A 13,833-nucleotide genomic window follows, 5' to 3' on the forward strand; every position below is an offset into this window, starting at 1 on the left:
TGGAAATATTTATGATAATTATATTATAACTACTTATTATTAAATAATCAATATCACTTTATAATAATTATTAATTTTCGTAAGAGTTTTAGTGTTTTGATTAATGTACCTATATATAGTTAAGGAGATAAGATTTTATTGAATCGATTCTAACTTTTCCAAAACTACCTTTTTCATTGCCTCAATTTTTTCAAGAGAAGCCTCTGGAGTATTGCCCTTAGAATATAGGTAAATCTTAATCTTAGGTTCTGTCCCTGAAGGTCTAACAGCATACCAGGAACCATCCTCCAGAGTGAATTTTAATACGTTTGAAGCTGGTATATCACTCTTTCCCTCCTGGCCAGTTATTAAATTTACTTCCTTTCCAAAGCTGTAGTCAACATATTCAGCAACCTTCAGTCCATTTATTTCAGTAGGATATTTCTTCCTATAGGTTTCCATCATCCTGTTTATTCTTCTGCTGCCTTCGACACCTTCAAGGACTAAAGAAATCTGTTTTTCACTGTAGTAACCAAATTCCTTATATATATCCTCAAGAACATCAATTAAGCTCTTGTTTTGTGATTTATAATAAGCTGCAGCCTCGCATAGAATCATTGAAGATATAACCGCATCCTTATCCTTTACGAAGTCACCGGTAACATATCCAATACTTTCTTCATAACCAAATACAAATTTGTGCTGACCATCTTTTTCAAGCTCATTAGCCTTTCCACATATATTCTTAAATCCGGTTAAGGATTCGAAGGTTTTAACACCATACTTCTCACATATTGCTTTTCCAAGATTTCCTGTAACTATGGATTTAACAATAAATCCGCTGTCAGGCAGCTTTCCAAGCTCTTTTCTGGCCTGAAGTATATAATTTACAAGAACAGCACCGGTCTGATTGCCATTGAAGGAAACATATTTTCCAGATTTGTCCTTAACCATTATAGCAAGTCTGTCGCAGTCCGGATCTGTTGCTATAAGAAGGTCTGCTTCTAATTTTTTCCCTAGATTCTCCGCATATTCAAAGGCTCTCGTATCCTCTGGATTTGGAAATGGAACTGTTGTAAAGTTTGGGTCTGGATTCTCCTGCTCAGGAACAACACTAATGTTAGTAAAGCCTCTTTCTTTTAACACTCTTCTAACTAATATGTTTCCTGCGCCATTTAGCGGTGTATAAACAACCTTTATATCCTTATCAATATCTTCTCTTAATGCAAGCTCCTTAACCTTTGACACATAAATATCATCTATTTCTTTTCCAAGGATAACAAGAAGTCCCTTACTTATAGCTGTTGCTTCATCTATAGGCTTGATATCCTCGAAGTTCTCTATTTTCAGTATATTCTCGGTTATGGCATCCGCAAGCTCCTGGCCTATCTGAGCACCATCCTCCCAATATACCTTGTAACCGTTATATTCTTTTGGGTTATGGCTGGCAGTAACAACTATTCCGGAAGCTGTATTCAGATGCCTTACAGTAAAAGAGAGCAATGGCGTTGGTCTAAGGCTTTCAAATAAATAAGCTTTAATATTATTTGCTGCAAATACTAAAGCTGCCTGTTTTGCAAACTCATTTGAAAAGTGTCTGCAGTCATAAGCTATAGCAACCGCTCGATAAAATCTACTCAGAATTAATCATAACTAATCAAAAGGTAGAATTTCTCTTCTCACTTCAACGAGTCCAATTTCGCCGCAGCTACAGTTGTTTGGTATGACTCTCTGTGAGCGTAATTCCCGACGAGCGTACCGGTACTATTAGCAATGTAGTCAAGTTACATTGCTAACTTTTTAAGATTCAGTGCTGCATTAAAATCTCTATCTATATGAAGACCACATTTATCACAAACAAATACTCTTTCGGACAAAGATAACTTCTCTTTCTTTTCTCCACATTTACTGCAAAGTTTGCTGCTTGGGTACCACTTATCAGCAGTTATAAGCTTTATATCATTCCAGGTACACTTATACTTTAATTGCCTTATAATCTCTGCAAACTTAGCGTATTTTAATGTTTCAGATAGATGTTTATTCTTAAACATGCCCTTTACATTTAAGTCCTCTATAACAATAGCTGAAGGGTTCACCTTCACCAACTCTGCAGTCATTTTGTGGATATTATCATTGAGTATATTTGTTATCCTTTGGTGGGTTTTAAGTATTTGCTTTTCCAGTTTAATAAGCCTTTTTGACCTTACCTTAAAACTTACATTATTCTTCTTCATATTTAGATAGATTCTGTTAGCACTACGCTGAAATCTTTTAAGACGTTTTAAGTGCTTCTTGATGGAAGGTCTCTTTTTATCCTGTCCATTAGAATATACAGCCAACTTCTTTAATCCAAGGTCAATTCCAATAGGTTCAGTTTTTTCTTTGTCAGCTTGATTTTCACCAACTTCTACTCCAACTGTAAGCCATATATTTATGCCGTCATACTTTACTCTAGGGTTATAATATTTAATCCCTTCTCCTACAGGTATGATATTTTCAGCCATGGCTACATACCCTATTTTCTCTAAATGAACCTTTTTACCTTTAATTCTGAAGTCATCTTCCCTTTGAAAAAAACTGTCCTTATTATGTTTCTTCGACTTGAACTTAGGGAAACCAGACTTTTTCTTGAAAAACTTCTGATATGCTTCGCATAAATCAATAACTGCCTGTGCAGCAACCTTTGCTGAAACCTCACTGAGCCACTTAAAGTTTTCCTGTTTTTTAAGTTTGGTTATTCCCTTTTTCAGTTCCACAGCACTTATGAATTTACCTCCGGCTTTATGATTCTCCATTTGTCTGTTATGTGCCCAGTTATAAGCCCATCTAGCTGTTCCAAAGGATTTTAGCATCAGAATCTTTTGTTCATCTGTTGGATGTAATTTAACTTTAAAACTTCTTATCATATTGTTCACCTCCTTTGCATATACTAATAAGTTTACAGGTTTAGTATGTGCAATTAAGAGAACAATTATTCGCTACCCTTTAATTAATTATGAAACTTTGAATAGATTTTATCTTTTATTCACACAAGGACGCTACTCCTCATGCAGTTCTCAGGACCTAAGTCCATGAACTTCTCATACTTTCGTATGAGCGTAGACTATATCACCTACTTGCTGACGCAAGCAGTCACCCATTTCCCCTGCCAAAAGCTTACAAAGTACGAGAATTACTCTCTAGTCGTTGAACATTCACCTGTTCGGCGCTTTGCTGCTGATTGCCCATTGCTTTGACACTTAGGATTTAACCCTATGTCATCTAACATACTTTTTTCTACTTTCGTCACATTCACGCTTAAGCATATCTCATCTTTACGTTGTAGTGATGTTAGCTTTAGGGGTTTCCAGCAATTAAAGTTATTTGCTGTACAGCTTACGCTATACAGGGGGTTATCTTAACAAAACTACCTAAAAATCTCTTTAAGAATAAGATTTAAGCAGATTTATTTAAGCTGTTTGTTATCCCTCTATCCATGTAATCCTTGCCATTACTTTTTATGTAATCAGCAAGTCCCTGTGTAGCTCTTGAAATTATGTATATATTCATTCTATTAGTTCCTGCTCCAAGCTTTCCTCTAAGACCTGCAGTACCAAATTCAAGCTCTCTATAGAATCTATCCTCTATTTCTTTTTCATCATTTCCTATAGAAGTGAGCTCAGTCCTTATAGCTTCATCAAAATATGTATTTTTAAGCCATTTATTATAGGTCTCTCTGTAATTCATTATGAATTTTCCTTTCTTTAATCAAAATAAGGTGATTATTACAATAATATTACTTTCCAGGAATTAATTACAACTTAAATCCCTTTTAAATTAGATTTAGGTATCTGAAAGAAAATAACAAGTCAAAATGCGATGGATATTTTCCGTCAGGCAAGGAGACAGGTTCCGCAGATAGCCGACCCTATCTAAGGGTTCTGCCGACGCAGCATGACGCAAAATAGACTAGCAGATTGACTAGTTATTTTTTGAAGATGCCTTATATTAATAAACCAGTAAGAAGCTCTATCACTGGTTTATTTTTTCTCAATATATAAATATCATTCTTCATTTTTATTTTAAAAAACAGTATCATTAATATTATTAATCCTCTACTTTATTCATTTAATGCTTCTTTAATTTTCTCAAGTAATACTACGTTGCTAATTGAATCCATATCTTCAATTGAATCAATTAACTTTAAAATTTTACCCTTAGCATTTAAGTTTTTATCCTGAATTTCTTCATTTACTATTTCGCTATCATTTATTAAGAAACTTTCGCCAAGGTTCATTATTCTTGCATTATATCCTTTTGATTTAACAAGTTTTTCAAACTCAGATTGAGCTTCTTTATCACCATGCACAAGCAAAATTTCCCTTGGTTTCTTCTTAAAGCCTTCAACCCATTCAAATAATCCATTTCTGTCGGCATGTCCAGATAGCGCATGAAGTGCATAAATATTTGCGTTAACTGCAACCTCTTCTCCAAATAATTTTACTTTTCTAGCTCCCTCTAATATTTGTCTTCCTAAAGTTCCCTCAGCTTGATATCCAACAAATACTATAGAGCATTCTTTTCTCCATAAATTATGTTTTAAATGATGCCTTATTCTTCCAGCTTCACACATGCCGCTAGCTGAAATAATAATTGCTCCACTCTGGATTTTATTAATAGCCGCAGATTCCTCTACAGAATTTGTGAAAATCAGACCTTCAAAATTAAGAGGGTCTATACCGTTTTCAATTTTTTTTCTGGCTTCATTGTTATAATTTTCTCTATAATTTGCAAACACTTTTGTAGATTCTGTAGCTAATGGACTATCAACATAAACAGTCAAATTCTTTAATCTTTTATTTTCAATATATTTATCTAATTCATACAATACTTCTTGAGCCCTGCCAACTGCAAAAGATGGAATAACTACATTTCCGCCTCTTTTAACAGTGTCTTCTATTATTTTTGCCAGTTGTTCAAAATCTGAACTTACATTGCCATGAAGTCTATCACCATATGTAGTTTCCATAATTACATAATCTGCATAATCAACTAAAGTTGGATCTTTTATTAAGGGCAAATTCTTATTGCCAAGATCTCCACTATATACTAGTTTTATTTCCTCTTTATCATTTTCCTTTATAAACATTTCAACAATAGCTGCTCCTAGTAAATGACCAGCATCTCTAAATCTAACTTTGAAGCCTTTAAAAAGTTCAATTATCTTGTCATAAGGCTCACCTTTAAAAAGATACATCGCACTTTCTGCCGTCTCAGATGTATATAATGGTTCTATTGTTTGTAATCCTTGTCTTAATTTTTTTCTATTTTTCCATTCAACTTCCCTCTCTTGTATATGACCACTATCAGGAAGCATTATACTGCATAAGTCCAAGGTTGCCTCTGTACATATAACTTTCCCTTCAAAACCTAACTTGTACAAAAGTGGAATCCTACCACTATGATCAATATGAGCATGGGATAATATAACATAATCTATTTCTTTTGCATTAAACTTAAAAATATCATTGCTTCTTTCCTTTTCATCTTTCCCTTGATACATTCCACAATCTAAAAGTATCTTTTTACCGTTTACATTCAGTATGTGGCAAGAACCAGTAACGCATCCTGCTGCACCATAAAATTCAATTTTCATATTTTTGTCCTCCACTAGTTAGTTTTAGTAATTTTAAAACTTTACTATACATTAGCTGGTGGTACAAACACCCTTGCTGCCAATTCAGTATCCAGCATATATATAGCTGCCATATCATTTTCTATTCTTCTTAATTTTTTTATAATTGAATTAAGACTTTTCTCTTCTTCGACCTGTTCATCGATAAACCATTTTAGAAAACTTAAAGTAGCATGCTCTCTCTCTTCTATAGCAATATCAGAAAGATTGTAAATTCTCTTGGTTACAATTTTCTCATGCTCCAAAGCAGTTTCGAACGCTGCGAGTGGTGATTCAAAATCATTAGGCGGATTTTCAAATCCTTTTAGTAAAACTCGACCATCCATATCATTCATATAGTTGTAAAACTTCATTGCATGAAATTTTTCTTCTTCAGCCTGAACTGTAAAAAAATTTGCAAAACCATCTAAATCAATGGAAGAAAAGTAAGCCGCAACTGCCAGGTATAGATGAGATGAGTAGAATTCAAAATTAATCTGTTCATTCAAAGCTTTTCCTAAGTTATTACTAAACATATAGATTTCCTCCTTCTTGTTTACTTTTTAACCCATAAACCATGTAAATTGCAATATTCTCTTGCAAAAAGGACCTCTTCCTCTAGCTTGAAGAAAGCTTCAGGCTTATCTCCTGGTTTTAGGAATTTCTTGTAAACATTTTTTTCTGTATGAACTTCAATCCATTCAATGTAATGATTATCAAGCATTGGGTGTTCTATACTTCCAACCTTCACCAGTACGCCATCATCAACCTTTTCTATAACAGGTACATGTTTTTCCTTTGCAGCATCAACTGTATTTTCTACTATAAGCTTCATATCTTGTCCACAACATTTCAGCGTACCACCAGCGTTATGCACTACTTCTACCATATTGCCACACACTTCACATTTATAAACCTGTTTTAATTCAGTCATTTTTATTACCCCCTAATATTTTTTACACTTCTTTTACTATCTCTTCATAGCCTTTTCGATAAGCTCTTGTCTAATGCACGAATCATATTTGGATTGTTTTGATGTTATTGTCTTAATATTACAACAATTTTAAAACATAGTCAATATCAATTAATAATTTTTCTTCACAAAATTTTGAAAAAATTGACGTCTATAACATAGAAATCCGATAGGATAAAATAACAGGTATCAAAGCAAAAGGGGAAACCTGTTATGAGTAGAGAAAATAAAGATGTTAACTGGCTTCTATTATCTAAAAAATGGACTAAGTATAATTACTACATTAATAGAAGATGTCATGTTTATGTTTGATTTCAGAACTAAATAAACATATTTCACAAGGATTTGAAGATGTAAGATGAATTTTAAAAGTATAATTTTATTTATTAGCAAATTCGCTACGCTCATTAGTGTCCCCGGCAGACTGTGCGAAAATATAATAAATAAGCCTTTCTAGGAAATACTAAAAATAAAATTTCGAAAATGAAAGAATTGGCTCAAAATAAAATAAATGAGTATATGCATGACCTTGAGAAGAATGATTTAACAGAGAATGAAGAGGAAACCAAGCTTGAAAAAGAAAAAATTGAACATGCAATAAAAATACTTAAAAACAAGATAACCGAATATACTGATCTTGAAAAATGTTTAGAGGATGAGGAAATTAATGAGATTAATCTAACAGATTTAGATGCTAAAACAGTTAAATTTGGCTCTCATCAAGGAACTGACGTTGGTTATAGTATTCAAACAGCTGTGGATTCTAAAAGTAAGTTAATAGCTACTTTTGAAGTAACTAACAACTCAGCTGACCAAGGACAATTGTATAATACGAGTTTAAAATCCAAAGAAAAATTCAATGTAGAAAACATTGAGGTTTTAGCAGATAAAGGCTACTTCGAAACGTCTGATTTGAAAAACTGCGAAGAAAATCAGATTATTTGTTATGTTTCTAAGCCTAGATATTCTAATAGTATAGGTGATTCTAGGTATTTTTCTGATAAATTCAAATATAATCCACAAGAAAACACATATATTTGTCCGGAAGGACAGATCTTGCTGTGCATAACTAAAAAGTTGGATATTCCACAAAGAAAATATTGTAATTTTGAGGCTTGCACAAATTGCCTAAGTAAAGACAAATGTACTACATCCAGCAAAGGCAGAACAATAACTAGAAAAATAAATATCCTAGGAGTTGAAAATCTCCTAGGATATTTAGTTAATAACAACATTATAAAAGCAGCTTAAATTAGGAGTTATTTTAGCCTTTAATTAAGAAGAATACTGAAAGATGGTTTTGAATATATCTAATACATTTAATAAGCATGATTAAAACCTAATTTTTGCACAGTCTGTCGGGGGACGTTAACAATTTGTGAACACAGATTGTTTTGCTAATGTATAATAAAAAAATAAACTATTGAACAATAGTATTAAATGGTGAGCCAGCATATTAGATAAATATTTATAAGCCACTCTTATTTATGATACGGTTCACTGTAACGTAGCCTTTTTACCAGAAAGCCACCTTACTTCTTAGCAATAATTATTGTAGTATTTTCCATCCTCCAATTCATTTTCACAGCTTTAGACAACAACTTAATCTGATTATCAATTGTACATGGCGTATCATAATGATAAAATTCTCCGTCAGGAATATTCTGTTCTTTTTGTATCCGTTTATTTTCGCTATAATAAAAATCTTCCTCTTGTTGGCCTTCTACCATATAATCATATTCAATGTATTGTCCATAAACTTTTAATGCATTATAAATCTTTATACACAATTTAAGCTTGTCTTCGTGTGAAAAATGATGTAGATTTTGAAAAGATACTGCTGCATCATATTTAAAAATGCCAAAATCATAATCAAAATAACTTGCATTTATTAAATTCATAAACAAAAATGAGCCACCTAAAAACAAATTAGGTAGTACATTCTATGTTAATGCATTTTCTCTTTTCTGAAACAATTCTTTGAATAGTCTTAGGCGACAAATAATACTTCTCTGAAAGTAATTGTGTAGACATTCCTTTTAGATAATCTTCATATATATTTGTGTTTCTCTTCAAAAGTTCATTTTTACTCTTGGTTAGTTCACCCCATGCAATCTTATTTTCTTCTTTCTTGGGTATATAAACGAATTCACCGTCCACGTATCTTTGAATTATTTCTAACACCTCATTAGGGAAAATATCTCTCGCATTTGAATAGCTCATTTTATGCTCCTCCTAAATATAATTTTATTTTAGGATTAGCAAAGGCTATTTTATAATTTTAATCTTTAAACATTATGCAACAGCCTCTGCTATGCATAAATAATATATTTTCTCATAAAAAATAATACCCCTTTCCTAACTGCAACTGTATAATTGCACTGGAGCTTACCCAATAATAACAATAGCTACTATTACTTGTTTCTTGTATATAAATTATACCATATACATCCTATATACATCCTATATACGTCTAATAAGTTCAAGTTATTTATTGTGCTATGCTAAACCCACTGGATATTAATAGCATTCATACATGTTGTTAAAGCGGCTTATATTATAGCTTGTAAAACTTCTATATCCTCTGCTTCCTTCAAAACATGTATCCCCATTCTATCTCTTACTTTTGTATTTAATGAATTTTTATCATCATCAATGAGGATTACTCCTTTCCTATGCATATCTTTTATTTTACTTCTTGAAAGTCCAAGTTTATCACTTAAGAGCTTATCAACTCTCATTTCTATTGGATACTTACAAATAATTTCAATAACTAGTTCATTTGCATTTATATAGTATGCCTCTAATTTTCTTTGGATTAATTTATAATTTACATCCTCTAAAATAACTTCAGCTTTGTTTTTATTATATACACTTAAATCAAAGGCATATTCTCTAGCCAATTCTTTGTCATTAGAAAGAAATTTTTCATATTCATATTTGTTAATATCATTAGGCTTTACTCTTTCGTATATTGCCATATTCCAAGTAGACTTACATTTTTCACATTGATAAATTAGCCAAATATCAATGTTGTTTTTATTTGCGTTTACCCTAAATTTTTCAATATTTATATAATGTGATTTTTGATTGCATTTAGGGCAACTTCTTTTTACTATTGGCAAATTCTCGGGAACTAGTTCCCATTGATATTTATTTAAATAGCTCATTTTGTTCCTCCTAGTCATTCAATTTTTAGGATTTACAAAGGCTATTTCACTATATTTTTTACTAATAATGCAATAGCCTCTGCTATGCATTAAAAATTTCCATTGTCATATAAAATCCTCCTTTTGTAAGAACATTGAGTAATATACTCTCATAAATTTTCCTTTAAAGCTCACTTAAGACTTCACATCTAATCTTTTTTCTATATATATTTTATCAGCTCTATTTGCAACTAAAAACCTCATTCTTATTTATAAAATAAGAATGAGGCCAAAATGCCACGTGTTATTCAAAGGCAAACATTTAGATAGAGTAATAGCTTCACTATCTAACTCATGATCTGTATCTGTATTCTACAAGCTAAATGGCAGCCATATAACTTATAACTTTTTATCAAAATGAAACTCTATCTACGCCTTTCAGATATTATACCAAAGTTTTCCTAATTATTTAATCTAGAATACAATCTTATAAGCTATAAATCACCTTAAAACCAGTCATGTCAGGATTTTCAAAGAAAGTCTACTTCATTAAAAATATATCATTTAATAGTACAGCGCCACATTAGGATTCTGCTCTTTCTGCTTTGTGTAATATATTACGCAGCGTAAAAGCCCATTCATCAGGCATATCTGCTAAGGACCCATGATGTCCTGGAAAGGTTACCAGCTCACAACCTAGCTTCTCCGCCAAGATTTTATTACTTATTGCATACCATGTCTTCTTATTTAGTGACCATTCCCCAACTGCCATAAATACTTTAACGCAATTCTTCTTAAGTTTCTCAACATCCGGCATATAGTTAGTGACTGGAAGCAATTCAAGTTTCATAGGGACATCAGCTTCATCCTTTGTACTTTTGTGATGTTCATTGCTTAGGTTGTAGTAGCTTTTTATATATTCATCTGCCTTTTTTGATGCCTTAATCATCTTCATTACAGGAACTTGAGCACCAAACATGAACCTAAGTGATGCGACTGTTGAACCGAAACGAAATGCTGTTAAATATACACTAGCAAAAAATTGTTGCCATTTTAGGGCCTTTGGATGCATCCTTGCCATTGGTGCTTCGTGAGCCACTACAGCACGAACAGCACTTGGATATGTCTTGGCCATATCCAGTGCAATTACTGCACCAGCACTATTGCCAAATACGAAACTAGATTCCTCACCTGCTGCATGCAAAATAGCTACAGCATCGCGGCTTTGCTGCCCAATCTCAAAATTTTGTGGGTTATTTATCGTACTGCGTCCATTGGCACGACGATCATAAGTTATAACTTTATACTCATTACTAAGCAAATCTGCAAGACCTGAATAGTATTTTCCCTCACCAGCAGGAATCAACAGTAGAGGCTTACCCTTACCACGTACTTCGTAGTATAGGTTATCACCCTCGGTTGTTATATAGCCACATTCTATATTTCTGTCTTTTGTAATCATACTGATTGCCTCCTCATCTTTAACTGCTCAAATTTATCATTTACTCCCTAAATTCTCTTAATTAACATTGATACTACATAAATCTTGAAAACTTATATTTATCGCTACAACCATTGACGATAATATAACCATCTAAGTCATTTAGTAAATCTTTTCTTTGAAGAAAACCTTATTATCTTAAACTTCACTAAATATTATATCTTGATGTATGTTTTTGTATCAAGGAATTAAACAGTTCTGTCATAAGGTTACCCATTTCGCTGTTATAAAAAAACAAAAGCAGTACTTGAACATCACAATTCCTGATTTCAAGTACTGCCTTAATCTATTTGGTCTTTTTCACTTCTCTAATTATTCTTCTAATAGTATGCTCAGTAAGATAATATTTCTCAGAAAGTGATTTAATAGAAGTTCCTTTTTGGAAGCTGTTATAAATCTCCCTATTTCTATTCATCAAATCATCTTTTGCTCCGTTATTTTCTCCCCAAGCCTTCCTATTTTCATATTTTCTGGGTATGTATAAATAACCTCCATCTATATATTGTTGAATCATTTCAACAATATATTCAGGTAATATATTTTGTGCTTTTTCATATTTCGTAATAATTGCTCCTATCTACATTTTTGTAAATAACGAAGCAAAGTCTGCACAAAAATATTTTAGCCTCAAAAGTTAGTAAATTAGGCTCCGAACAAATTTATGTTCTATATCTTCATGCGACTTTGCACGGAGCACCTACTAGTAATAGGAAATTTTATGTTTTCCACTCTTTATCCCCCCAACCTAGTCTATATTAGTCTAAAAAACGGTTATATCATATTTTCCTAATGATTTAAATCAACTTCCACTACTTTACTACGCTCAGTAATTTGCACAACTTGAGAATTGGATAAATATGCAATGATTCAAAAACGCGACAACTAACCGAAGTATTACTTACTATAAGATTCATAATTATAGCATATATCACCAATCCATATATTTTACTTTGTGTTTACTTTTTCAATAAAGTCTACGTCGTTTATGGTACGGTTCACCTTTTATAATCATAAGCCATAGTAAAGTTAACAAACCGTATTGAATTTCTTCAATACGGTAATTTGTCGTCCTGAATTTGCTTGGTGAAGATTAGGCTACAACTTCGATGTCAGCAAGAGAAAGATGTGCTAGTAATGCACCAATTGAAACATTTTAAGACTACATGAAGAATGAAATCAATTTAAATATCAATTTTCCTACAACTGAGCCTCCATCTATAACGCCGATACTCTTATCTCCGTAATAAGCAGCCCTGCCATGAACTGAACGCATATTTTGGGTATTCTCGCTTCCATAGCTACTAGCAAATTCGCTACGCTCATTAGTATCCCAGGGGGATACTAACAATTTGTGAACACAAATTGCTTTGCTATTAGATTGGGCCTATGCTGGAGGCACGCAAAAACCCCTCAAATAGAATATCTATTCGAGGGGTGAAATATACACTAATTAAATTGCATTAACTTAGATAGCTGTAATATTTTCTGCTTGAGGTCCTTTTGGTCCTTTAGCAACATCAAAAGAAACCTTTTGACCTTCTTCAAGTGACTTATAGCCTTCTGATTTTATTTGAGAAAAATGTGCAAAAACATCTTTTCCATCTTCTCCTGTAATAAATCCAAAGCCTTTTTCTGAATTAAACCATTTTACTGTACCAGTCATTTAACTGTACCTCCGAAATTTTATTATTCTTAAACTCATTGCACTAATTCACTAATAAAATTTCGATATCATCATACTATACGTAGAAAGTACTAACTGAAATATATTTTGTTGAATTGTTAACTATCAATTTAAGTTCTTACTAAGAATAACATAGTTTACTAAATAAAGCAAGTTATCTTTTTTAATTAGCTCATTTATATTAATTATTTGTATAATCCTTATGAATAGTATATGATTAAAGGATATGGCAGCTAGAAGGTTCTAATTGAGCTTCCATTGAGAGGGAGAAACAATATGAAACTTATTCAGCCAATAAAGGATACTAACTTAATTAATACGCTAAAATCAGAATTACTTAAGGTCGGATATAAAAATTATTTGCTATTTGATATAGCAATAACTACAGGCTTAAAGATTATAGATATAATAAATCTTACAGTTTGGGATGTGAAAAACAAGTCTCAAATTGAAGTAAAGGAAAGTAGAACTGGCAAGCCATTGAAATATGACCTGTCTCCTGAAATTCACAAAGAAATTCAGGAGTTTATACTTGGAATGTCTGCAGGAGAGCTGCTTTTTCCAAGTAAAAAAGGTGGAAGAAGTACTATAACAAACAAGCAAGCCCATAAGTGTCTAAGTGCAGCAAGCCGCAAACTTGGCCTAGATGATATCTGCACCCATACACTGAGAAAAACCTTTGGGTATCACCATTATAAAAAGCATAACGATGTCGCCTTGTTGCAGAACTTATTTAGTCACTCTACCCCTGATATGACTCTTAGATATATAGGTATTGCTGATATTGAAGCAACCACCATTGAGGATTTTTTTCAATAATAACTAAAAGTGCGGACATACTTAAATTTTTATGAGCAAGTATACGCTTTGCTCCCACTAAGGTACCTGGTTCCC

At 32.5% G+C, this 13,833-nt stretch carries 12 protein-coding genes and 2 pseudogenes; 2 read left to right on the forward strand and 12 right to left on the reverse strand.

All coding sequences use genetic code 11. The annotated features are described in order from the left end of the window. Positions 1-135: 135 nt before the first annotated feature. From AC0N0V_RS12120 to AC0N0V_RS12145, 6 genes and pseudogenes are all read right to left on the reverse strand, one after another. Positions 136-1,605: pseudogene (locus AC0N0V_RS12120) on the reverse strand (phospho-sugar mutase); the annotation flags it as partial. Positions 1,606-1,763: 158 nt separating this feature from the next. Further along, positions 1,764-2,885, reverse strand: coding sequence for an RNA-guided endonuclease InsQ/TnpB family protein (locus tag AC0N0V_RS12125; protein WP_474458129.1), 1,122 nt, complete (start codon positions 2,883-2,885; stop codon positions 1,764-1,766). A gap of 556 nt (positions 2,886-3,441) precedes the next feature. Further along, positions 3,442-3,705, reverse strand: a pseudogene (locus AC0N0V_RS12130) (phospho-sugar mutase); the annotation flags it as partial. Positions 3,706-4,078: 373 nt separating this feature from the next. Continuing rightward, positions 4,079-5,614 carry an MBL fold metallo-hydrolase RNA specificity domain-containing protein gene (locus tag AC0N0V_RS12135; protein ID WP_474458131.1) on the reverse strand — a complete coding sequence of 512 codons (1,536 nt, stop codon included), beginning with the start codon at positions 5,612-5,614 and terminating at the stop codon, positions 4,079-4,081. A gap of 44 nt (positions 5,615-5,658) precedes the next feature. Beyond that, a complete protein-coding gene (locus AC0N0V_RS12140) occupies positions 5,659-6,168 on the reverse strand; it encodes a ferritin (protein WP_474458133.1) in 510 nt (169 codons plus the stop codon). Positions 6,169-6,188: 20 nt separating this feature from the next. Further along, complete coding sequence (locus AC0N0V_RS12145) at positions 6,189-6,566, reverse strand: desulfoferrodoxin (RefSeq protein WP_474458134.1); 378 nt, start codon at positions 6,564-6,566, stop codon at positions 6,189-6,191. Positions 6,567-7,088: 522 nt separating this feature from the next. Between AC0N0V_RS12145 and AC0N0V_RS12150 the strand changes: the two genes are divergently transcribed. Continuing rightward, on the forward strand, positions 7,089-7,856 hold the full coding sequence (locus tag AC0N0V_RS12150; RefSeq protein WP_474458135.1) for a transposase: 768 nt from the start codon (positions 7,089-7,091) through the stop codon (positions 7,854-7,856). Positions 7,857-8,137: 281 nt separating this feature from the next. Here the strand turns inward: AC0N0V_RS12150 and AC0N0V_RS12155 are convergent, their stop codons facing one another. From AC0N0V_RS12155 to AC0N0V_RS12180, 6 genes are all read right to left on the reverse strand, one after another. Then, positions 8,138-8,506 (reverse strand): class I SAM-dependent methyltransferase, encoded by a 369-nt coding sequence (locus tag AC0N0V_RS12155; RefSeq protein WP_474458137.1) that lies wholly within the window; start codon positions 8,504-8,506, stop codon positions 8,138-8,140. 28 nt (positions 8,507-8,534) lie between these two features. Continuing rightward, entirely contained in the window at positions 8,535-8,828 is a 294-nt protein-coding gene (locus tag AC0N0V_RS12160) for a CD3324 family protein (protein ID WP_474458138.1), read from the reverse strand. 329 nt (positions 8,829-9,157) lie between these two features. Then, entirely contained in the window at positions 9,158-9,775 is a 618-nt protein-coding gene (locus AC0N0V_RS12165) for a DUF1062 domain-containing protein (protein WP_474458140.1), read from the reverse strand. A gap of 562 nt (positions 9,776-10,337) precedes the next feature. After that, positions 10,338-11,216 (reverse strand): alpha/beta fold hydrolase, encoded by an 879-nt coding sequence (locus AC0N0V_RS12170; protein ID WP_474458142.1) that lies wholly within the window; start codon positions 11,214-11,216, stop codon positions 10,338-10,340. Between the two features lie 325 nt (positions 11,217-11,541). After that, positions 11,542-11,820, reverse strand: a complete 279-nt coding sequence (locus AC0N0V_RS12175) for a CD3324 family protein (protein ID WP_474464520.1) — start codon at positions 11,818-11,820, stop codon at positions 11,542-11,544. 900 nt (positions 11,821-12,720) lie between these two features. After that, the gene (locus AC0N0V_RS12180) at positions 12,721-12,918 is read right to left on the reverse strand and encodes a cold-shock protein (protein WP_318798804.1); all 198 of its coding nucleotides are present in this window, start codon (positions 12,916-12,918) and stop codon (positions 12,721-12,723) included. 297 nt (positions 12,919-13,215) lie between these two features. On the opposite strand from AC0N0V_RS12180, the gene AC0N0V_RS12185 reads away from it, so the two are divergent. Continuing rightward, on the forward strand, positions 13,216-13,758 hold the full coding sequence (locus AC0N0V_RS12185) for a tyrosine-type recombinase/integrase (RefSeq protein WP_474458144.1): 543 nt from the start codon (positions 13,216-13,218) through the stop codon (positions 13,756-13,758). Positions 13,759-13,833 lie beyond the last annotated feature (75 nt).

The organism is Clostridium sp. CS1-1, from assembly GCF_056135525.1.

What these genes read in the sequence shown, in the direction of transcription:
- AC0N0V_RS12125 (WP_474458129.1), bottom strand. Translation starts at nt 2,885, where the DNA reads ATGATAAGAAGTTTTAAAGTTAAATTACATCCAACAGATGAACAAAAG.
- AC0N0V_RS12135 (WP_474458131.1), bottom strand. Translation starts at nt 5,614, where the DNA reads ATGAAAATTGAATTTTATGGTGCAGCAGGATGCGTTACTGGTTCTTGC.
- AC0N0V_RS12140 (WP_474458133.1), bottom strand. Translation starts at nt 6,168, where the DNA reads ATGTTTAGTAATAACTTAGGAAAAGCTTTGAATGAACAGATTAATTTT.
- AC0N0V_RS12145 (WP_474458134.1), bottom strand. Translation starts at nt 6,566, where the DNA reads ATGACTGAATTAAAACAGGTTTATAAATGTGAAGTGTGTGGCAATATG.
- AC0N0V_RS12150 (WP_474458135.1), top strand. Translation starts at nt 7,089, where the DNA reads ATGAAAGAATTGGCTCAAAATAAAATAAATGAGTATATGCATGACCTT.
- AC0N0V_RS12155 (WP_474458137.1), bottom strand. Translation starts at nt 8,506, where the DNA reads ATGAATTTAATAAATGCAAGTTATTTTGATTATGATTTTGGCATTTTT.
- AC0N0V_RS12160 (WP_474458138.1), bottom strand. Translation starts at nt 8,828, where the DNA reads ATGAGCTATTCAAATGCGAGAGATATTTTCCCTAATGAGGTGTTAGAA.
- AC0N0V_RS12165 (WP_474458140.1), bottom strand. Translation starts at nt 9,775, where the DNA reads ATGAGCTATTTAAATAAATATCAATGGGAACTAGTTCCCGAGAATTTG.
- AC0N0V_RS12170 (WP_474458142.1), bottom strand. Translation starts at nt 11,216, where the DNA reads ATGATTACAAAAGACAGAAATATAGAATGTGGCTATATAACAACCGAG.
- AC0N0V_RS12180 (WP_318798804.1), bottom strand. Translation starts at nt 12,918, where the DNA reads ATGACTGGTACAGTAAAATGGTTTAATTCAGAAAAAGGCTTTGGATTT.
- AC0N0V_RS12185 (WP_474458144.1), top strand. Translation starts at nt 13,216, where the DNA reads ATGAAACTTATTCAGCCAATAAAGGATACTAACTTAATTAATACGCTA.